Genomic DNA, 19,109 nt, shown 5'->3' on the forward strand with positions numbered 1-19,109 from the left:
GAGGCCCCTCCTATTATGAGCGTTTATAGAAAGGTGTTTTCACGACTTTTGCAAGAACACGCTTTCCGCGAATATCTACTTCTATTTCAGTTCCAAGTACACTAAATTCAGCGTCTATTAAAACAAGCCCCACGTTTCGACCAAGTGTAGGGGATTGTGTCCCTGTAGTGACAAAACCCACTTGATTGTCACCAACATAAACCACATAATCCGTTCGAGGAATGCCACGTCCAATCATTTCAATTCCGACTAACTTTCGTGATGCCCCTTCTTCTTTCTGTCTTTTCAATACACGTTTTCCAATAAAATCTTTTTCTTTATCCACCTTTACAGCAAAGCCTATGCCCGCCTCAATTGGACTAATATCACGACTTAATTCTTGACCGTATAAAGCGAGCTTCGCTTCAAAACGAAGTGTATCCCTTGCCCCAAGTCCACATGGAAGTAATCCAAATGGCTCACCAGCTTGCAAAATAGCTGCCCAAAGTCGGCTTGCTAGATGAGCTTCCACATACAACTCAAAACCATCTTCACCTGTATAGCCTGTCCGAGATGCAAATACTGGGAATGAAGCTATTTCCACATTTTCTTGAAAACGAAATGGTCGTATTTCCGCCAGATTTGTTGATGTAAGTGTTTGAAGCAAGTCTATTGCTTTTGGACCTTGAACAGCAAGAAGAGCAGTTTCCTCTGACTGATCTGTTAGTGTTAACTCACCTGTTACATGCTCTTTAATCCAAGCAATGTCAGAATCAATATTAGCTGCATTTAAAACAAGCAGATAGGATGTTTCCGAACGCCGATAAACAATTAAATCATCGACCGTTCCACCATCTTCCGTACACATTGCATTATATTGCGCTTGGTTATCGCTCAATTTCGACAAATCGTTCGTCAACAACATCTGTAAATTCTCTAACGCATCTTTTCCTTCTACAAGTAATTCACCCATATGTGATACATCAAATAACCCCGCAGCATTTCGAACAGCTTCGTGTTCATTTTTTATACCTGAAAAAGAAACAGGCATTTCCCAACCACCAAAATCTACAGTTTTTGCAGACTGCTTGTAGTCATTAAATAATGGAGTACGTTTTAGTGCCATTTTGAATCCCCCTTAATTCTACTAATACTGATAAAAAAGGACAGAGCAAACACACAAATGTGGGTTTGCTCTGTCCTTGAACCAGAAAGTTTCTCTCGGCAATGAATTACCGAATTGTCTTCGTAGGTGGCTTTAAATAAGCACTCTCCAGAGTTGCGTCAAATAAAAGTCTTCTTTGCCTGAGAGATTCGCATTTGCTTGCTCCTTCGGCGCTGCGCAACTTTCATTCACGCAGTCTCTCCCTTTACCATCATCCGCATATGAACTTAGGTAAAACGTGGTCGCACACAAATGAGCAACCTGTTTTAAAAATGTCGATTATGTACATACTAAAAACGTCTACTAACACTTCTTATCCTACCAATGGATAAGAAATTGCGCAACAAATTTTTCTAATAAAAACGATAATTACTGTGAAATAAAGGATGTGAGCGGCTTGGATATTAACATTAACTTCGATAACAACTGGAATGTTCGTTTCTTAGAAAGAATTGAGCAAGATGGTCCTTGGTCTGACTTTGAAACATATAAACTCGCTTATGAAGCACAACAACATCAACTAATTCCTGATTTTCATGGTCTGCTTGCACCACGATACCTCCCAGGTTTACAACCGTTTGAACACCAACTTGAAGCAGCGCAAACAGTGATCGAACAAATGAATGGAAAAGCAATCCTTGCAGATGAAGTAGGACTCGGAAAAACGATTGAGGCAGGACTGGTTTTAAAAGAATATATGATTCGTGGACTTGTAAAAAAAGCGCTTATTCTTGTTCCGGCTTCCCTTGTTTCACAATGGGCGGTTGAATTGACATCAAAATTTTATATACCTGCAATTCCTCAGAAAAAATCATATGTATGGGAACAATGCGAGGTAGTTGTTGCTTCAATTGATACAGCAAAACGAGCTCCACATCGGGACATCGTTTTAAACCAGCCTTATGATATGGTCATCATTGATGAAGCTCATAAGCTTAAAAATCCAAAAACAAAAAACTATGAGTTTATTCGTCTTCTAAAAAAGAAATTCTGTTTACTATTAACTGCTACGCCTGTACAAAACAAACTCGAAGAAATCTTTAATCTTGTATCACTATTAAAACCAGGGCATTTAGGAAATATAGAAAGCTTTGACAAAGAATTTAAGTCGAACGGACGATCCGCCAAAAATGATGAACAATTACGGGCACTCGTACAAAAAGTAATGGTTAGAAACCGCCGCGAAGAAACAGGAATAGAATGGACAAAACGTATCATCAATACGATCCCCATTCATTTTAGTGAAAGTGAAAGAAACTTTTATGAAAAATTAGAGAAAGTACAAGGAAATCTAAACCATTTCACTTTGCTAACGTTAAAACGAGAGCTTTGTTCTAGTCGCGAAGCGGTATTTATGACTCTTAAAAATACAATTGAAAAAGCCCAAATTGAAGAACGCGATGCAACATTCGCAATCGAGCTCCTGAATGAAGCAGCTACTGTTGAGGGGCATGCAAAAGCGGAAAAAGCGCTTGAGCTAATAAAATCAGTGGATGATAAAGTCATTATCTTCACTGAATATCGCGCTACGCAAATGTATTTACAATGGTATTTAAAACAACATGGCATTACAAGCGTACCTTTTCGAGGAGGATTTAAACGCGGAAAAAAAGATTGGATGCGCGAGTTATTCAAAAATCATGCACAAGTGCTCATTGCTACAGAAGCTGGCGGTGAAGGGATAAACCTTCAATTTTGTCACCATATCATCAATTATGATCTACCTTGGAATCCGATGAGGATTGAACAACGAATTGGTCGGCTTCATCGTCTTGGGCAAGAACATGATGTCCATATTTACAATTTCGCGGTTCAAAATACGATTGAACAAAAAATATTGGAACTTCTGTACGAAAAAATTCATTTATTTGAATCGGTCATTGGTGAATTGGATGATATCCTGGCAAGAATCGAGTTACCTAATATAGAGGAGCACGTAAAAACGATTATAGAAAGCTCTTCTTCAGATGGTGAAATGAAGATTAAATTTGATCATTTAGCCGCTATTATGAATGAAGCTCAAGAAGATTTACATTCAGAGAAAAATGAGGGAGAAGAAGATCATGAAACAGCATGAGATTCATCGCTACTTGCGCAGATACTTTATTGCAAATGATAGTACGATTGTTGAAGAATCACCTGCTCATATAAGTGTTCAATTGTCAATTAAACTAGATAAAGAACTAATGAACCGTCCTTTTTATTGGCATTATCTTGAGAAGACTGGGGGTGTGCCAAACCCAATGACTTTAACGTTGATTACCGATCAAAACAGTTGTCCTGATCATGTAAAAGGAGAACCCATCCATTTTGGATCTCCTAGGTTAAATCAAATTTTCGCCTCTGCAAAAGAACTAGGTAGCTTCATTCGTATGTATGAACAAAAATTAAATTTAGCAGGAGGCTCACATCCATTACATCCTTGGCTCTCATTAAACGCTAATGTGTCATTTCAGTGTGATCGCAAAAAAGATGTTATGCTTTCTCTTGGATTAAATCTTATTCATGGTCAAATCGTTCCTCACTTCTTTGATCGCCTTAAACCATTAACGCTTACACCCAAAATTCCAGATTATTGTTTTACGTTATCCCCACTTATTCGTGTAGAATCTGGAATTGCAAGGTTACAAAAAATGATTCGGACATTTGCTGAAAATGAACCAGCAGACTGGGCAGTTGCCGCACACTCACGTTGGCAAACAGATGCAGCACTGCTCGAATCCTTTTATGAAAACGAAGACGAAAAACCAGCAAGTTATACAGCAGAAAAACAAGCATTACAAGAACAATACGAGCCACGAATTGATGTTTCCCTAGTTAATGGTGGTATATTCTACTTGCATCAACAACAATTCCAATAAAAAAACAACTGCTGTTTCCAGCAGTTGTTTTTTTATTACAATGGTACCCCTTGACCATGAACAATGTAGCTATACATTGTCGCAATAGAAAAGAATCCAAATACGAGTACTGCTACACCACTAAAACCAAAGGCAAAAAAGTTCTTTCTTTTAAGACTAGATACTCCACCTAACGCGGAAAGAATCGCTATTAAAAGAAACAAAATAGCTAAAACCATTGAGCATATCCTCCACACTATGTATTTGTTATTATTGTACCCGTTTTCATGTCTTTTGTCGAGCCAGCTTCCTTTGCTCACGCTTCCTCCTATGCTACACTTTACACATAGATTAAAGGAGGTTTACGATGTTTAAACAAATTCCACTTGGACCGATTCAAACAAACGCATATGTTCTTTATAATAGCAATAAAGATGCGATTATTTTTGATCCAGGCGGCGACGGTAGTGCTTTTACTGAGTGGCTAAAAGCGGAGCAGCTCAAACCGATTGCTATCTTACTTACTCACGCTCACTTTGACCACATTGGTGCTGTCGACGAGGTAAAAGCAACATTTGATTGCCCTGTTTATCTTCATCACGCAGAAGAAAATTGGCTGGGTGACCCGGCACTCAATGGCTCTTCACGCCTTGCAGAACGAGCACTAACTACAGCACAACCAGCTGATAAACTTCTAACAAGTGACGGACCATTAACGATCGGCCCCTTTTCATTTGAACTTTTACACACACCAGGTCATTCACCAGGTAGCATTTCTTACTATTACAAAGAAGAAGACATTGTTTTTTCCGGAGACGCTTTGTTTCAACAAAGCATCGGTCGTACAGACTTAAATGGCGGTAACCAAAAGCAATTGCTAGAAAGCATTCACAACAAACTTTTGAAACTGCCCGAAAACACCATCGTAGCTTCAGGTCATGGACCCCTTACAACAATACAAGCTGAAATGGATCACAATCCATTTCTATCCGGATTTTAAAAAGAACCGCTGCTTTTCATATAAAAAGCGGCGGTTTTTATATGTATATATTAATGTCCAAAGCTTGGAACATTGATAAAGACAGTGTAATACGTAAAGCCTACAAAAAACACCGTACAATATCCTGCAAATATATATACATATACCCGTTCGGACAGTTTTAGGTAGCCAAGCGCAATTAAAATAACCGTTTGCGCAAAGAATAGGAGCGCCATATTATACATATTCCCAATATAGAAAAGAACAGCAAAAATACCCGTCCAAAAACCTAAAACCCGATACATGCGATCCATCATGTCTACCCCTCCTTTTCATACAACTGTCCCTTTTATTATATACGAGAACATGATTTTTTGTAAATGCTTACTTATATATAGGAAGGCGCCTCCTAGCGCCTTCCTTCTTTGATTCGATGCTTAAGCATTGAAATTGCCATAGGCATAATTCCAAACGCCCAGTGTAATAACGGTTCTTTCATTTCTTTTTTTTGCACTCGTTCTGCTTTTCGTTGTGTTTTTGGCTTATCAATTTGCTTCACAGCTTCTTGTGTTGCAAACTTCAATAAGTCTTGGAAAGACATAGATGTCACCTCATGCATAGTCTTTCCCTTTCATCTCTTTTTTAATCTAAACCCCTTCCTCATAGCGAATAATCTTTCCGTTGTTATCAATGTACACATTCGCCCTTCTCTCCGAACCATTTGTAAGTTTGGCGTTTAATAAATAACGATTATTCATTTTCTTCATATTTACAGTCATCGAAGGATAATGCCATTCTCCTGACTCTAACTCTGGATCATGTGCAATCTGCATTAATCCTACTTGTAATCCATTCTCTAACGTTAATAAATTTGCTTGTTGATCTAAATACATCCTTTCTCGCTCATAATCATACAATAGCCATAAGAAAAAACTACATATAGCAAATAATACAAGGAGAGTTAAAAATAAAATTCCCCCTCTTTCATTTTTAGCTAGCTGTTTGAACCATACTCTTAGCTGTCCAAAATGACCGTTCATATGTTTTACCACTTTCCAAAACAACCTTGCAAGCCAACCCTGCATTTTCTCTGTTGCACAAGAATGTTTCGACTCCTTCACTCATGATAACGACGCCTTTACCATCGCGATAACGCTGTATTCGCTTATGGGTTCTAAGCTCATAAGAGATAACAGAACCCTCTTCATATATATCCAGACGGTTGTCATTCCATACAATCAACTCAGCGCCTCTTGCTTCATTTGCAACGTGATTTAAAAAAGTAACAGTATCCAAATGATTTGAACCTGTTTTCAAATCAATTAGTTGAAGCAAATTCGGTAACAAAATCGCTAATGTAGTCAAGATAAAAAGACCAATTAATTGTTCAACATAAGTAAATCCCTCATTTCCCCGCAAAAACATAGACACAATTGCTTTCGACTTTTTTCACCACACTTTCTCTACAATATTCTTTAATCGTTTTATCAGACGTGTTGCTCCAACCGGTTTCGTCACCTCGTACGTAAAAAGCATTTCTTTTTTCTTCTAATTGGAACAAAACTTGTTGTTCTTCATGCAATTTGCCACGCTCTTGAAAAACCCACATATAAAGCGGCAGAACAAACGAAACAACTAAACTGATCAAGCATAGACTAATTAGTGATTCCATCATAATAAATCCTTTACAATTCTCGATAAACAATTCTCCCCTTTCCGATTTGCACAGAAAAACGCATATGCAAATGGTCAGTGGACACTTTCCAAGATCCAGTTTTTTGCGGATGGCCATTTGACAAGAAAGCTACCTCACTTATATCCATCGTAATTGGTGTAACTGTAATTTCGATCGGATAGTCAAATCGTAGTTGTTCCCTGCCTCCATAAAACAAGAGTAATTCATTGTGTTCAAATAAAATGGTCACTTTTTTCCCTTGTGACATTGAGAGATGTTGCGCGAAGACAAGATCATTACGAAGTTTCTCAATTGTAGCTTTTTCATCTGTTAAATTGTGGTTTGGTGTGACAAAAAAGGTAGGAAGTAATAAAAGAATGGAGAGTAAACTGAGGCTAAAAAGCATTTCCGTTAACGTGAATCCATTATTGTCCTTGAGCAACAATAACAACTTCTTTTCCAACTAATTCGAGGTTTTTTCCTGCGGCACATGTAATTTGATCTACATACCCATCTTGAACTAAAGTTTCAAGATTACGTGGCGTATTACCGTGTTCTGCTTCATAGGCCGCCACTTGTGTTTGAACAAGTTTTTTGGTTGCTTCACAACTTTTATCGCCCGCTATGTCTGTATTTTTAGACATATTCGGCAATGCGATCAGTAACAGAACTGAGATAATCATTAATACAACAAGCATCTCAATTAACGTAAACCCTTCTTCATTTTTAAATCGTTTTTTCATAACTCACCTCTTTCCTATAGTCAGTGCCCGTATTCCCCCCCTCTCTAAATAAAGCTGTTTCTTTTATTAGACAATTTCTATCAAAATCCTGCACTTTTTTTGTATTTACTGAAAAAAGGACTAGCTTTCTTTTAATCAACAACAGCTATTCCTTCATTTCAATTACGCTTATAATTTGCTATACTTTTGGAGAATGAATGGAGTGGATTATCTTTATGCAAACATTAATGTTATTAATTATTCGCTTTTATAGACGATTTATTTCTCCGATATTACCTCCAAGGTGTCGATTTTATCCTACATGTTCTCAATATGGACTAGAAGCCATCCAACGATTTGGTGCTTTAAAAGGTGGTTATTTAACGATTAAACGATTGCTTAAGTGTCATCCTTTCCATCCCGGCGGATTTGATTACGTGCCGTGTAATCACCAACATACAAAACAACAAAAAAACCTTTAAGTGAATTCACTTAAAGGTTTTTTTAAAATGCGGGTGAAGGGACTTGAACCCCCACGTCATAAAGACACTAGATCCTAAGTCTAGCGCGTCTGCCAATTCCGCCACACCCGCGTATTCAATTTATAAATATGGCGGAGAAGGAGGGATTTGAACCCTCGCGCCGCTCACGCGACCTACACCCTTAGCAGGGGCGCCCCTTCAGCCACTTGGGTACTTCTCCTATTTAAAACATTTACGTAAGGTGATGGGCCTGAGTGGACTCGAACCACCGACCTCACGCTTATCAGGCGTGCGCTCTAACCAGCTGAGCTACAGGCCCTTACTTAAATGGTAAAGCGGGTGATGAGAATCGAACTCACATCATCAGCTTGGAAGGCTGAGGTTTTACCACTAAACTACACCCGCATAATTTTTTTAAAATAGTTCACTATTTAAAGAGAGCGGAAGACGGGATTCGAACCCGCGACCCCCACCTTGGCAAGGTGATGTTCTACCACTGAACTACTTCCGCAATGGCTGGGCTACCTGGGATCGAACCAGGGAATGACGGAATCAAAATCCGTTGCCTTACCGCTTGGCTATAGCCCAATATTGGTTGCGGGGGGCGGATTTGAACCACCGACCTTCGGGTTATGAGCCCGACGAGCTACCAGACTGCTCCACCCCGCGACGTTTTAATACTTTCTTATGTAAAAAACACTTTAACAAAAACAACAATAAAACTCACTAATGACGTGTTTTTAAAATGATGGCGGAGGAAGAGGGATTCGAACCCCCGCGCGGTGTAACCCGCCTGTCGGTTTTCAAGACCGATCCCTTCAGCCGAACTTGGGTATTCCTCCGAATAAAGTGGAGCCTAGCGGGATCGAACCGCTGACCTCCTGCGTGCAAAGCAGGCGCTCTCCCAGCTGAGCTAAGGCCCCATAACAATTTTTATGTAAGTCGCATCAACTAACGTCAGCGACATTTAATAATATAACACATGATTTAATGATAATCAAGGTTTAGTTAAAATCTTTTTTGCTTTTTCTCTAAAACACGATTAATGGTAATTAATCAGTTTGCCTTACTTTATTTTACCGATACTTCTCCCTAAAGGTCAAGTTCATTGAAGAGAGCCGATCATTTCAAACATCGGCAACATTACAACAAGGAATAATAGAAAAACAAATCCCCCAATACAAATCAACAAAATTGGTTGGAGCCAAACAACCCCCTTTTGCAGCTTGTCCTCCATTTCTTGAAAAAGCCATATGCTGTATTGTTGCAAGTCACCAGATACGGTACCTGTCCGCATTCCATTTTCAATAACAATGGAAAGTTCATTTAAATAATATTCTTGTGATTGCATATAAGCAACTAATGATTCACCAGTCGCTAAGGCCTTTTTCATCATTGATGCCTCTGCTTGAAAAAAGCGAAGAAGACTTTGATTCTCGAATATCGTTAAGGCTTGTTGGAAGGTCATTCCTGTCTCAAGTAGACGCCCTAGCTGGAGGGAAAAGTAATACGAAATTAATTGTTGTACAAACACTTTTGACCGATTCCATTTCAACAGAAACACAATTTTATCATGAGGTGACGTTTCTTTAAAATGCTTAAATAAGAAAAATGCACCACACGTGCCGATGGCAAGGATAGCAAGACAAATATAAGGAAATACCTCTAAAAATTGAAAGAACATTTTCGTAAGTAACGGAGGAGATTGCTGCATTGTAACAAACAATGCTTGAAAGTGAGGAACGATAAAATGATTCAAAACAATTAAAACGACAACTGTACCCCATAATAAAAACAAGGGGTAGCGCAATAATTTTTGAAACTGTTTTTTTGTCGCAAGTCGCTTTTGAGCAAGAGAAGCAGCTAATACGAGTCCTTCTGCTAACTCTCCTTGCTCTTCATAGAAATAAACATACGAACGAATCTCATTTGGTAAGTTCAAACAATCCAAACTTGCACATAGAGTCGCTCCATCTCTTAATTGTACCCGTATAAGCTCGATTTGATTTTTCAAGTAATCTGAACTATAAACTTGCAAGAAAGAGAGTGCATTTTCCATATGATATCCTTTTTGTAGAAGATCACCTAAGCGCTTTATAAACCTTATGCTTTCTTCTGAATTCATACTTTTATGTTTTTTTCTCATGCTTCACCTCAAGTATCAATATAGCCAACAAGATGATTTAATGCCTCCTCATCGATTGCATTTATGGACCAAGCACGTTTGATTGATTGTCTCATTGTCAGGTGGATATTCGGTTTTTCACCTAGGCTTGCTTGCTTTAGCTCTTTACTTAACAGCCATTCATACAATGAAAAACGTTCATTTTTCCCCTTAAGCTTAACCAACTTTTGATGGACAACTGCGCGAATACAGTCATAACCAGAGTTAATACCAAGTTCCTCTAATCTTTGAAAAGTATAAAAAGCGTTTTCCGCATGTAGACTTGCGATAACTAAATGGCCTGTTATTGCGGCTTGAAAAGCTAATTTGGCCGTTTTCTCATCACGAATTTCTCCAATGACAATCACATCAGGATCGTGACGGAGCACTGCTTTTAAAGCCGTTTCAAAAGTAATGCCCGCTCTTTCATTTGTCTCAACTTGGATAACCCCTTCTAATGATCGCTCTACTGGATCTTCGATTGAAACAATGACTCGGCCCCCAACTTTCATTAATTCTTCAAGAATTGCATAAATTGTTGTCGTTTTTCCAGAACCGGTTGGACCTGTAAACAACATTAAACCACTTTGAAAGGTAAGAAGTTTTGCCAACTTGCGTTTATCCGTTTGAAATAATGAGAGTGAAAACAATGTTCGCGTAGCTATAAACGGTGAAATGCGAATTGCCATGCTTTCATATGGTTGAGCTGGCAATGTAGAAAATCGAAGTGTAAAAAAGGAGTCATTCCATTTGTAGACCATTGCTTTACTTTGTGGTTTTCGTCTTTCCCCTATATCCATACCAGCACTATATTTAAGAAAACTAATAACTCTTATGCCGAGATCCGTTTCAAGTAAAGACCCAGTTGCGAGCATTCCAGCAATACGATAATGAATTTGGTACCCCTCAGTGCTCGGCAGGAAATGGACATCACTTGCGTTCATTTGAAATGCATGCTGAAGCAAATTATTACTAATTTGTTCTGTATCAGCCAAGTTCTCACCACCTTTTGTATAAATTGATATTTCGACAATTCCCTCATTTATCCTGCATATTTGAACCTTTATCTTAATTATTTTATTAAAAAAGGCACATCCTCTATGTTCATTCAGTTTAACAACTACTTATTTTTACTACCTTCTTCTAGTAAATCTTTAAAATCAAGATTGCACCATTTCCATTTGCTTGATACGATTACATACTGAAAGGAGCTGCCATGAAAACCGCACTTTATTTAAATAAACCGCTTTTTTTGCCTAAGCTCTCTCGGGATAAATGGCACAAGCTCTACTTAGCAAGCAAACAGGGTAATGTTTTCTGTATCCATTGTGGCAATCCTGTCAAAATGAATTTTGGCATTCACGAGATGCCAGAATTTAGCCATACAACTGCATCACATCTTGATTGCCATCAAGAAGTAATGGCGTATGAAGACGCTTTGCAATCAGAACAAGAAACAGCGGCAACTACAGTTCATGGGTTTAGGCTTCCTTCTAGACAAACCATAAAAACAAGTAGTAATGAGTCAACATGGAAAGAACCGGTACCTTTTGAACCTTTGCCCCCTTATAAACCAAGAAAAAACCTTGTTTCCATTAAGCACCCGTATCGGCAAAAACTTAAACAAGCTAATCTTCACTTCGATGAGAGTCAGTGGGAGGCTGTTCAACATAAGGACGGACCATTGCTTTTATTAGCCGGAGCCGGCAGTGGCAAAACAAGAGTATTGACCGCACGAGCTGCTTATATGCTCTGCGAAGAAAACATCCCTGTTAATAAAATGGCTTTGGTTACATTTACTGCGAAGGCAGCGCATGAAATGAAAGACCGCATGAGCTTATATCCAGGTGTAACAGATCAAATGTCTCGGCAACTTTTAGTTCGAACTTTCCACAGCTTGTTTGTCAAAATGCTCAACCATTTTGACCCAAACAAATGGCACATGTCGAACTTACTTAAATGGCCCTCACAACTAGTAAAAGAAGCTGGTCTTGAAATGAACCTCGATGAAAGTGAGTTCGCATATGACCATGCACTTACTCAAATTAGTTGGTGGAAAAATCAAATGATTTCTCCTGATAACACTTCACCTAAAGACCCATTTGAAGAAAAAGCTGCCTCCCTCTATAAAAGGTATGAAGAAAAACGAGAAACAGTTGGATTATTTGATTTTGATGATATGCTTACAGGTTGTTTTATTATGTTACAAGAAAACCCCTCCTTATTAAGCCGCTATCAGGAACGTTTTGCTTATTTATCAGTGGACGAGTTCCAGGATATCAATAAAATTCAGTTTGAAATTATAAAAATGCTTGCCCACCCTCAGCAAAATGTGTGTGTTGTTGGGGACGATGATCAATCCATATACGCTTTTAGAGGGAGTGATCCATATTATATTCAATCGTTTAAAGAACGTTTCTCTAAAGCAAAGATCATTAGCTTAGTTGAAAATTATCGTTCTTCTCACCAAATCATTGCTGGAGCCAATCAAGTCATTGAAAAAAATATAAAAAGAATCCCTAAACAATTAATTGCTCAACGTTCCTCTGCCCATACTCCTTTTTTCTTCTTTCCATATAATGAAGAGGAAGAAGCAACAATGATTGTTGAAGAAATGAGCAACCTAATAGAAAACGGTGCCACACCCGATTCATTCGCAATTCTTTACCGTACCAACGTTAGTGTGAGGGCCATCGTTGAACGCCTAATCGATTCACGCCTACCTTTTTCAATCGATCAAGACCTAGATTGTTTTTATGAGCGAAAAATCATACGGAAGGCATTGTCCTTTTTACGTATTGGATTAAATGAAGAAAAACAGGATATTATGAGAGAATTGTTACAAGCGCTTTTTGTTAAGCAGGAAAAAATAACTGAAATGCTCGCTATTCAACGGCAAGAAGCCTGTACTTTGTTAGAGTCACTCTCACTACTTAGTGGACTCGCTCCTTTTCAGCAAAAAAAAGTAAAAGCTCTCCCTGCCGAGTGCAGGAAACTACAAAAGCTCAGTCCAGAAAAAGCACTAGAAACAATTGAACAAGAGCTAGGCTTTAGAGATACTGTTAAAAAACAAGGACAAGAAGGAAATAAAATGGACAAAGGAAGCGACGACTTCCGGCAATTAAAAGTAGTTGCTGGACAGTACGAAACGGTACAAGCTTTTTTGGAACATGTTGATCATATTATCGCAAATCAATCCGCTTTAAGACGCAGCCCAAAAGAAAGTAATGCGATACAACTTATGACGATTCATCGCTCAAAAGGATTAGAATATAAACATGTATTTATAGCCGGCTGTGTAGAAAGAGGCTTGCCTCATGAATATGCATTAGATGCACTTCGTGAAGGAGATGAAGACCCTATGCAAGAAGAACGACGTCTTATGTACGTCGCTATGACGCGTGCCAAGGAACGCTTATCCATTTCCATACCAATTCATTATCGTGGCAGAAGAAGTAACCCTTCACGTTTTCTTCGCCCCATACTAAAAAGCGGCTTCTAAATGAAGTCGCTTTTTTTCGTATGGACTAGTACAACCTAAACCATTCATAGAGTGATAATGATGATATTAATTTTTTTTGAAGGATGAGAGGCAGGGATTACAATGAAAACGAGTATTGTTATGCTAACTTATAATCAACTAGAGCTTACACAGCAATGTTTAACCAGTTTATTTCTTCATACAGATATGGAAGAAACTGAATTAATTATTATTGATAACGGTTCAACAGATGGAACTAGAGATTATTTACAGAAGGATGAGCGTATTAAGCTGGTGTTAAATGACCAAAACGTAGGTTTTGCAAAAGGTTGTAACCAAGGAATTGAATTAGCAAGTGGAGATGAAATTGTTTTTCTTAACAATGATACGATTCTTACTGAAAATTGGCTTGCTTCTATGCAACACGCAATGTATTCTGACAAAGCAATTGGAATGGTTGGTCCAATGAGTAACTATGTTAGCGGAAACCAACTTATAGAAAATCCCTACACATCTCTTGACCAATTACCAGCCTACGCTAAAAAACGCGCTAAAGAGTATAAAGGTCAATTACGTTTTGTTCTCAGACTGGTCGGCTTTTGCTTACTGGTCAAACGTGAGGTAATAGAGAAGATTGGTCCTTTTGACGAACGTTATGAAGTTGGCTCATTTGAAGATGATGACTTTTGTCTTCGAGGTGTTTTAAATGGATTTAAATTAGTTATTGCGCTTGATGCGCATGTTCACCACCATGGACACGCTACTTTTACCGGCAGTCCCGAAATCAATTTTAACCAAATCTACTGGGAAAATAGAGCTCGATTCACTGAAAAATGGCGTACCGATGTCATGTATTTTATGCACCCCCGGCCAGAACTTGTTAACCTAGTTCCTAAAGATGCTAAACAGGTACTTGATATAGGCTGTGGTGCCGGGGCATCTGGACTTGAACTAATCAACCGCCAAGGCTGTCGTTTAACGGGAATTGAAGGGAATTCAGAAATGGCACATATTGCGAAAACATATTATGAAGATGTCCTAGTGATCAATTTAGATGAGGAAAATCCGGAATTTGAGCAAGATTTCTTTGACACCTTATTGTTTGCAGATGTCCTAGAGCATCTAAAAGATCCTTGGACCATTGTTCAGCATTACAGTAAGTTTTTAAAGCCTGGAGGTTCGATTATAGCAAGTATCCCGAATATTACACATGCCGAAGCATTGCTACCTATGTTGATGGGACGTTTTGATTACGCAGATGCTGGAATTTTAGACCGGACTCACTTGCGCTTTTTTACGCCACAGACCATTTTAACGCTTTTCCCTGAGAGTCAATTCACGGTTAGACAGCAGTTCTCTACTAATGTCCCTATACCTGCAGCGACGCGTACTTTTTTCTATGAGGTAAGTCTATTAGGCAAGAAGTTCGGATTCGATCTAAGCCGTCTTGGTGATGATGTAAATGTGTACCAATCAATTATCCGTCTCAAGAAGCGCTAATCTCTTGGTAAAATAAGTGCGATTATAGGCGACACGCTCATCATTAGGAAGATATTTACCAGCAAGTTCGTTGTGCTGGTTCCCTTTTTCTGTTAAGCCCATTTTATCGTAACAAACAGCAAGTTGAAGATGAGGAATCCAGGTTTCACAAGCAATATTTTGAAAATAACCGACCGTTTCTTTATTCACTATTGCTTGCTCATACCAATAGGAAGCTTCTGGAAACAACTGTTTCTCAATAAAGATGTGCCCAATTCGACAGCATGTTTCAGGTTTTGGCTTTCCGTACTCAAGGGCACGAAACGACCAATCACGCGCTTTTTCTACTATTCCTAAATTGCTGTAGCAATCCGCCAACTTATTGCATGCACGAATAACATCCTCTGACCAACCTTTTTCTGTTTGTATAAATTGAATATAATACTTGATTGCCTCTTCAAACTTACTATGGTCCGTTAATTCATTTGCGTAATAGAGTAAATCTCGTGGAGAGAACGTTTCATTGTTACGTTTCATTTGTTCATAGATCTCTAAATTTCTTGTCGAATCATGGCCGTCATCCAACGATAAATGAGTGACAGCAATGTCACTATGCTCAAGATTTCCGAAGACTTCTAAGTACTCATGAACGGCACCATGCCATTTAAATTGATTTTCTGCTTTTACTAATCGAAAACGACGTATACTTGATGTTACGCCCCCGTTCCCATCAAAGCCTAGATGATAGTCCATAGATATAGCATCTGTTTTGGGGGTGATTTTCTTTTTTAATTCCTTCAGTTTTTTCGCATCATCCGCTTTAAAAATATCATCTGCATCTAACCAAAGAATAAACGTTTTCGTAGCATAAGAAAATGCCTTATTACGAGCTTTAGCAAAATGGTTTACCCATTTAAAATCATAGATCTTCTCCGTAAAACGAGCTGCAATCTCTTTTGTTTTATCAGTGGAACCCGTATCCAAAATAATGATTTCATCAACTACATTCTCTACACTTTTTAAACACCGTTCCAATACGGCTTCTTCGTTTTTTACAATCATGCATAAACTAATTTCAACCACTTGCGCCACCTCCTCGAGATAACGTATGCCCAAATGGAAAGCGTCGTGCCTGTCATTTGAAACACTTTAAAGTAAACTTCATCTTTTTTTGTTTCTACTAATAATCTTGTTAGGATCGATCAGGCCCTTCTCAATCATGAAAACCGACTTCCTTCATATACTTATAGAAAACGCTAAGCTGAAAGGACTGGGATTTGTGAATCCATCAACAACACGTTTAACAACTGTCCAGCTTCAACAACGCTTAATTCACGCACAAGCAGAAACAGCAAAATTAAAAAAAGAACTTGAGCGATATAAAAATGACTATCATTATAATTTAATTGATGAGTTAACAATTAAAAATGAAGAACTTCAAAAAGAATTGCTTGATTTACAACATAAGAATGAACAAATGGAAAACAGATTGACTTTATCAATTACTAATCCTAAGCAAGAAGAGATTCCTATAGAAAAATCAGATCAACAGCATGAACAGATTTCTATAGAAAAATCAGATCAACAGCATGAACAGATTTCTATAGAAAGATCAGATCAACAGCCTGAACAACAAACTCAAAAGAAAAGCGATCCAATTGAAGAGTCTGTTTTCTTCACAACACAATCGAGTTCTAATAAGGAAATAAAAAGTCAATCGGTTGCACAATCAAAACAAGACGCACCTAATTGGTTTTCACGCAGTTTAAAATCTAGAACAAAAAAATAACTTCTATATTGTCTCCTTACTACTAATACTCACCTCAAAAACCCCGTTCGACTTGCCTTTAGGCAAGTCGAACGGGGTCTGTTTTACCTTAATTTCTTTTTCCCACAACAGCAACCAGTTTTATTTTTATTTCCTGATTCTACTTTGGTTGTAGGACGCTTTGCTTCAAAGTAGCCTGGCCGTGATTTTTTATGTGGCATTTAGCATCGCTCTCCTTTTTTTAAAGAGGATCTTTCATCTATACATTATGCATCTAAGCAGAAAAAGGACCTAAACAAAAATTAGTCGCACATATTTAGACAGAAGTCATACTATACAGTAGTCCGAACACCTATTAGCAGCGTTAAAAAGAGAAGAGCTTGCTAATCGGTCAAAATTAGAAGGAGGTTCCTCCATGAGTCACGACCACGATAAACACAGTGTTTGCATTAGTGTACCCAAAGTATTTGATTGGGTAACACGACAAGTAGATTTACCAACTCTAAGCTTTAGAGAACCTGAATTAACAGCTTTATTCCCATGTACGCAACAACCTCCAGGTCCAGTTACACTTTGTCAGTTTTTATCAGCTGTACCAAATTTTCAAACGGTATGCCGCGTTATCGAAAGTTCTCTTCTGACAAACGAGGTAACAAATCCTTTTGGACGTACTGAAGTAGAAATATCTTTGCCTAATGGTGAAGATGTTTGCTTGGAAAAAGTAAAAGTTCTAGCAAAAGGCCAACTTGAAATTGATATTCTAGATGAACAAGGCAGCTTAATTTGCACCTCTGATCCAATTGAGTTTGCAACTATTCAAACATTCTATTTATGCGCTCCAGAAAGCACTTCAATCGATGCCTTTATTTCAGCCGGACAATGCGACGCGGAAATTGTGTGCGATTCTACATTTGCACAACTTGATATTTCATTCTCTTTCTGCATGGATGTACATGTATTCGCAGATGTACGTCTTGAAATTGAAGCAGCCTATTGCAAACCGCGCCATGAGTTCCCGGTTAGTGATATTATCTGCCGCGAAAACAAATTCCCGCCTACTTGCCCAGTTGTGTTTCCAGGCAAGGGCTTTGGTAAGAAACCAAAAGTAACTTCTGAAGGATAATCATCTGGACCGCTTCTCAAAGCGGTCCGTTTTTTTCTTCTTAATTAGTTCAGTTGTACATAGAATAAATTAATGACCTAATGTAAAGCGAGGCGATATCAATGGGGCAAAACCAGGCAAACACAGCAGATAAACAACTTATTCAATTAAAACAGAAGCTTCTTCATTTCCGCTCAGAAGTTATAAAACAGGAACGGCTTTTGATAGAACAGAACAAAAAGCTACTACAGCAAGATAACATTATTGGTAGTCTAACGGACCGACTTGAAGAGCTAGTGCAAAGGCCAACACCAGTCATGGAAGATGTACCTGTCGTAACCCCTCCTGAAAAAACAGAAGTATTACCGACAGGACCAATCATTGATTCTTATTTTTCTTATTCCGTCATGGCTCCCATTGACACAAATGAGAATGAACCTTTTCTAATTAAAGGTCACTTTATTATCGATAATAAAGGAGACCAATCTTTACATGATCCGATTATTTGCTTCACATTTAATAAACCAGAATTCGCTAATTTATCTGGTCGGATTAAACGGTCCAAAAACGTTAAAAAAGCAAGCGAATATTCTGTATCTCGAGACGGTGTAACCGAAGCTTGGTCTTTTCTTGAAGAAAAAGCAGATCATCAAGCTAAAAAAACAGGTCAATTCTGGCTACAACCACCTGTAAATATTATTCCTCCACATTCTTCGATTGCTTTTTCTGACTTTGAAATTCTCTTGCATTTAAAAGCAGGTCAAGAGTCACTTTCTTTATCCGTCAGTGGTTTTGTTTATGGGACAGAGTTATCAGAAGGGCACTCAGCCTTAAATTCGATTACGTTAACTTTAGCTTAAGTAGAAAGGAACAATAAAGCAGCCTCAATTTAAACTGAGGCTGCTTTTAATTATGCTTTCTCAAAAATGATTCGATAATAGAGGTCCCGTAAGCAATACTTAAGACTAGAATGATTGGCATAAAGACAGTCGGCCAAAAAAAGAAACCACAATACAGGATTAAGGACGCCCAAATTCCAGTGCACCAATAACACGATAAAAGTTCACCTATGAATCGACGTATTCCAGTCCCTTTGGGGTGTGGATAAAGAATATCTCCACCTTCTTCTTCTTTCCATTCCAAGAAAGGTTTTCGTAACCATTCCATTATGTCATCGCTTACCAGTAACCTCGTGAGCCTACCTGCGGCTAAAACTAGTAATAGCCACTCAAACCCTGCCAACAAGGCGCCACCCCCCTCCCTACATCTTATG

22 protein-coding genes, 9 tRNA genes and 1 riboswitch are annotated in these 19,109 nt (G+C 38.4%); of the genes, 9 read left to right on the plus strand and 22 right to left on the minus strand.

What is annotated here, in order from left to right:
• Positions 1 to 13: 13 nt before the first annotated feature.
• Positions 14 to 1,105, minus strand: coding sequence for a glycine cleavage system aminomethyltransferase GcvT (gcvT, locus tag BK584_RS05755; protein WP_078391712.1), 1,092 nt, complete (start codon positions 1,103 to 1,105; stop codon positions 14 to 16).
• 156 nt (positions 1,106 to 1,261) lie between these two features.
• Positions 1,262 to 1,359: riboswitch (glycine riboswitch) on the minus strand.
• A gap of 182 nt (positions 1,360 to 1,541) precedes the next feature.
• Here gcvT and BK584_RS05760 point away from each other — a divergent pair.
• Entirely contained in the window at positions 1,542 to 3,221 is a 1,680-nt protein-coding gene (locus tag BK584_RS05760) for a DEAD/DEAH box helicase (protein ID WP_078391713.1), read from the plus strand.
• Positions 3,208 to 4,005, plus strand: a complete 798-nt coding sequence (locus BK584_RS05765; protein WP_078391714.1) for a YqhG family protein — start codon at positions 3,208 to 3,210, stop codon at positions 4,003 to 4,005. The genes BK584_RS05760 and BK584_RS05765 overlap by 14 nt, the downstream gene beginning before the upstream one ends.
• A gap of 35 nt (positions 4,006 to 4,040) precedes the next feature.
• Here BK584_RS05765 and BK584_RS05770 read toward each other — a convergent pair whose 3' ends face one another.
• Positions 4,041 to 4,223, minus strand: a complete 183-nt coding sequence (locus BK584_RS05770; RefSeq protein ID WP_078391715.1) for a DUF2759 domain-containing protein — start codon at positions 4,221 to 4,223, stop codon at positions 4,041 to 4,043.
• Between the two features lie 128 nt (positions 4,224 to 4,351).
• On the opposite strand from BK584_RS05770, the gene BK584_RS05775 reads away from it, so the two are divergent.
• Positions 4,352 to 4,984, plus strand: a complete 633-nt coding sequence (locus tag BK584_RS05775) for an MBL fold metallo-hydrolase (RefSeq protein WP_078391716.1) — start codon at positions 4,352 to 4,354, stop codon at positions 4,982 to 4,984.
• A gap of 50 nt (positions 4,985 to 5,034) precedes the next feature.
• On the opposite strand, the gene BK584_RS05780 is transcribed toward BK584_RS05775, so the two are convergent.
• The 7 genes from BK584_RS05780 to comGC all read right to left on the minus strand — a co-directional run bounded on the left by BK584_RS05780 (position 5,035) and on the right by comGC (position 7,381).
• Positions 5,035 to 5,277 (minus strand): DUF2626 domain-containing protein, encoded by a 243-nt coding sequence (locus BK584_RS05780; protein WP_054709250.1) that lies wholly within the window; start codon positions 5,275 to 5,277, stop codon positions 5,035 to 5,037.
• 95 nt (positions 5,278 to 5,372) lie between these two features.
• A complete protein-coding gene (locus tag BK584_RS05785; RefSeq protein ID WP_078391717.1) occupies positions 5,373 to 5,564 on the minus strand; it encodes a YqzE family protein in 192 nt (63 codons plus the stop codon).
• A gap of 46 nt (positions 5,565 to 5,610) precedes the next feature.
• Complete coding sequence (locus tag BK584_RS24095; protein WP_139365617.1) at positions 5,611 to 6,003, minus strand: hypothetical protein; 393 nt, start codon at positions 6,001 to 6,003, stop codon at positions 5,611 to 5,613.
• Positions 5,954 to 6,388, minus strand: coding sequence for a competence type IV pilus minor pilin ComGF (locus tag BK584_RS05795; protein WP_078391719.1), 435 nt, complete (start codon positions 6,386 to 6,388; stop codon positions 5,954 to 5,956). The genes BK584_RS24095 and BK584_RS05795 overlap by 50 nt, the downstream gene beginning before the upstream one ends.
• A complete protein-coding gene (locus BK584_RS05800; RefSeq protein WP_139365618.1) occupies positions 6,369 to 6,635 on the minus strand; it encodes a type II secretion system protein in 267 nt (88 codons plus the stop codon). Before BK584_RS05800 ends, BK584_RS05795 begins: the two co-directional genes overlap by 20 nt.
• Positions 6,636 to 6,648: 13 nt before the next feature.
• Entirely contained in the window at positions 6,649 to 7,080 is a 432-nt protein-coding gene (gene comGD, locus BK584_RS05805) for a competence type IV pilus minor pilin ComGD (protein WP_078391721.1), read from the minus strand.
• Positions 7,064 to 7,381, minus strand: coding sequence for a competence type IV pilus major pilin ComGC (gene comGC / locus BK584_RS05810; RefSeq protein ID WP_078391722.1), 318 nt, complete (start codon positions 7,379 to 7,381; stop codon positions 7,064 to 7,066). Before comGC ends, comGD begins: the two co-directional genes overlap by 17 nt.
• Before the next feature lie 215 nt (positions 7,382 to 7,596).
• Between comGC and yidD the strand changes: the two genes are divergently transcribed.
• The gene (yidD, locus tag BK584_RS05815; protein WP_078395428.1) at positions 7,597 to 7,842 is read left to right on the plus strand and encodes a membrane protein insertion efficiency factor YidD; all 246 of its coding nucleotides are present in this window, start codon (positions 7,597 to 7,599) and stop codon (positions 7,840 to 7,842) included.
• A 28-nt stretch (positions 7,843 to 7,870) separates the two neighbouring features.
• On the opposite strand, the gene BK584_RS05820 is transcribed toward yidD, so the two are convergent.
• The 11 genes from BK584_RS05820 to BK584_RS05870 form a co-directional block, all read right to left on the minus strand.
• Positions 7,871 to 7,953: transfer RNA gene (locus BK584_RS05820), tRNA-Leu, on the minus strand.
• 18 nt (positions 7,954 to 7,971) lie between these two features.
• A tRNA-Ser gene (locus BK584_RS05825) sits at positions 7,972 to 8,062 on the minus strand.
• A gap of 25 nt (positions 8,063 to 8,087) precedes the next feature.
• A tRNA-Ile gene (locus BK584_RS05830) sits at positions 8,088 to 8,161 on the minus strand.
• A gap of 15 nt (positions 8,162 to 8,176) precedes the next feature.
• Positions 8,177 to 8,247, minus strand: a tRNA-Gly gene (locus BK584_RS05835).
• 34 nt (positions 8,248 to 8,281) lie between these two features.
• Positions 8,282 to 8,353, minus strand: a tRNA-Gly gene (locus tag BK584_RS05840).
• Positions 8,354 to 8,355: 2 nt separating this feature from the next.
• Positions 8,356 to 8,430, minus strand: a tRNA-Gln gene (locus BK584_RS05845).
• Positions 8,431 to 8,434: 4 nt separating this feature from the next.
• A tRNA-Met gene (locus BK584_RS05850) sits at positions 8,435 to 8,511 on the minus strand.
• Between the two features lie 80 nt (positions 8,512 to 8,591).
• A tRNA-Ser gene (locus BK584_RS05855) sits at positions 8,592 to 8,684 on the minus strand.
• Between the two features lie 8 nt (positions 8,685 to 8,692).
• A tRNA-Ala gene (locus tag BK584_RS05860) sits at positions 8,693 to 8,765 on the minus strand.
• A gap of 182 nt (positions 8,766 to 8,947) precedes the next feature.
• Positions 8,948 to 9,988 (minus strand): competence type IV pilus assembly protein ComGB, encoded by a 1,041-nt coding sequence (gene comGB / locus BK584_RS05865; RefSeq protein ID WP_078391723.1) that lies wholly within the window; start codon positions 9,986 to 9,988, stop codon positions 8,948 to 8,950.
• A gap of 8 nt (positions 9,989 to 9,996) precedes the next feature.
• Complete coding sequence (locus BK584_RS05870) at positions 9,997 to 11,001, minus strand: ATPase, T2SS/T4P/T4SS family (RefSeq protein WP_078391724.1); 1,005 nt, start codon at positions 10,999 to 11,001, stop codon at positions 9,997 to 9,999.
• Between the two features lie 221 nt (positions 11,002 to 11,222).
• On the opposite strand from BK584_RS05870, the gene BK584_RS05875 reads away from it, so the two are divergent.
• Both BK584_RS05875 and BK584_RS05880 read left to right on the plus strand, forming a co-directional pair.
• Positions 11,223 to 13,508 carry a UvrD-helicase domain-containing protein gene (locus BK584_RS05875; protein WP_078391725.1) on the plus strand — a complete coding sequence of 762 codons (2,286 nt, stop codon included), beginning with the start codon at positions 11,223 to 11,225 and terminating at the stop codon, positions 13,506 to 13,508.
• Positions 13,509 to 13,610: 102 nt separating this feature from the next.
• A complete protein-coding gene (locus tag BK584_RS05880) occupies positions 13,611 to 14,987 on the plus strand; it encodes a glycosyltransferase (RefSeq protein WP_078391726.1) in 1,377 nt (458 codons plus the stop codon).
• On the opposite strand, the gene BK584_RS05885 is transcribed toward BK584_RS05880, so the two are convergent.
• The gene (locus BK584_RS05885; protein ID WP_078391727.1) at positions 14,961 to 16,049 is read right to left on the minus strand and encodes a glycosyltransferase; all 1,089 of its coding nucleotides are present in this window, start codon (positions 16,047 to 16,049) and stop codon (positions 14,961 to 14,963) included. The genes BK584_RS05880 and BK584_RS05885 overlap by 27 nt on opposite strands.
• Positions 16,050 to 16,245: 196 nt before the next feature.
• Between BK584_RS05885 and BK584_RS05890 the strand changes: the two genes are divergently transcribed.
• From BK584_RS05890 to BK584_RS05900, 3 genes are all read left to right on the plus strand, one after another.
• Complete coding sequence (locus BK584_RS05890) at positions 16,246 to 16,755, plus strand: hypothetical protein (protein ID WP_078391729.1); 510 nt, start codon at positions 16,246 to 16,248, stop codon at positions 16,753 to 16,755.
• Positions 16,756 to 17,149: 394 nt separating this feature from the next.
• Complete coding sequence (locus BK584_RS05895) at positions 17,150 to 17,857, plus strand: BMQ_0737 family morphogenetic spore coat protein (RefSeq protein WP_078391730.1); 708 nt, start codon at positions 17,150 to 17,152, stop codon at positions 17,855 to 17,857.
• A 101-nt stretch (positions 17,858 to 17,958) separates the two neighbouring features.
• On the plus strand, positions 17,959 to 18,696 hold the full coding sequence (locus BK584_RS05900; RefSeq protein WP_078391731.1) for a hypothetical protein: 738 nt from the start codon (positions 17,959 to 17,961) through the stop codon (positions 18,694 to 18,696).
• Between the two features lie 46 nt (positions 18,697 to 18,742).
• Here BK584_RS05900 and BK584_RS05905 read toward each other — a convergent pair whose 3' ends face one another.
• Complete coding sequence (locus BK584_RS05905) at positions 18,743 to 19,081, minus strand: DUF1360 domain-containing protein (RefSeq protein ID WP_078391732.1); 339 nt, start codon at positions 19,079 to 19,081, stop codon at positions 18,743 to 18,745.
• Positions 19,082 to 19,109: the final 28 nt, after the last annotated feature.

It is taken from the genome of Shouchella patagoniensis, assembly GCF_002019705.1.
GTDB classification, from domain to species: Bacteria; Bacillota; Bacilli; order Bacillales; family Bacillaceae_D; genus Shouchella; species Shouchella patagoniensis.

What these genes read in the sequence shown, in the direction of transcription:
- BK584_RS05795 (WP_078391719.1), bottom strand. Translation starts at nt 6,388, where the DNA reads ATGTTTTTGCGGGGAAATGAGGGATTTACTTATGTTGAACAATTAATT.
- BK584_RS05780 (WP_054709250.1), bottom strand. Translation starts at nt 5,277, where the DNA reads ATGGATCGCATGTATCGGGTTTTAGGTTTTTGGACGGGTATTTTTGCT.
- comGC (WP_078391722.1), bottom strand. Translation starts at nt 7,381, where the DNA reads ATGAAAAAACGATTTAAAAATGAAGAAGGGTTTACGTTAATTGAGATG.
- BK584_RS05775 (WP_078391716.1), top strand. Translation starts at nt 4,352, where the DNA reads ATGTTTAAACAAATTCCACTTGGACCGATTCAAACAAACGCATATGTT.
- gcvT (WP_078391712.1), bottom strand. Translation starts at nt 1,105, where the DNA reads ATGGCACTAAAACGTACTCCATTATTTAATGACTACAAGCAGTCTGCA.
- BK584_RS05895 (WP_078391730.1), top strand. Translation starts at nt 17,150, where the DNA reads ATGAGTCACGACCACGATAAACACAGTGTTTGCATTAGTGTACCCAAA.
- BK584_RS05800 (WP_139365618.1), bottom strand. Translation starts at nt 6,635, where the DNA reads ATGGAATCACTAATTAGTCTATGCTTGATCAGTTTAGTTGTTTCGTTT.
- comGB (WP_078391723.1), bottom strand. Translation starts at nt 9,988, where the DNA reads ATGAGAAAAAAACATAAAAGTATGAATTCAGAAGAAAGCATAAGGTTT.
- BK584_RS05900 (WP_078391731.1), top strand. Translation starts at nt 17,959, where the DNA reads ATGGGGCAAAACCAGGCAAACACAGCAGATAAACAACTTATTCAATTA.
- BK584_RS05765 (WP_078391714.1), top strand. Translation starts at nt 3,208, where the DNA reads ATGAAACAGCATGAGATTCATCGCTACTTGCGCAGATACTTTATTGCA.
- BK584_RS05785 (WP_078391717.1), bottom strand. Translation starts at nt 5,564, where the DNA reads ATGTCTTTCCAAGACTTATTGAAGTTTGCAACACAAGAAGCTGTGAAG.
- BK584_RS05770 (WP_078391715.1), bottom strand. Translation starts at nt 4,223, where the DNA reads ATGGTTTTAGCTATTTTGTTTCTTTTAATAGCGATTCTTTCCGCGTTA.
- BK584_RS24095 (WP_139365617.1), bottom strand. Translation starts at nt 6,003, where the DNA reads ATGAACGGTCATTTTGGACAGCTAAGAGTATGGTTCAAACAGCTAGCT.
- yidD (WP_078395428.1), top strand. Translation starts at nt 7,597, where the DNA reads ATGCAAACATTAATGTTATTAATTATTCGCTTTTATAGACGATTTATT.
- BK584_RS05880 (WP_078391726.1), top strand. Translation starts at nt 13,611, where the DNA reads ATGAAAACGAGTATTGTTATGCTAACTTATAATCAACTAGAGCTTACA.
- BK584_RS05875 (WP_078391725.1), top strand. Translation starts at nt 11,223, where the DNA reads ATGAAAACCGCACTTTATTTAAATAAACCGCTTTTTTTGCCTAAGCTC.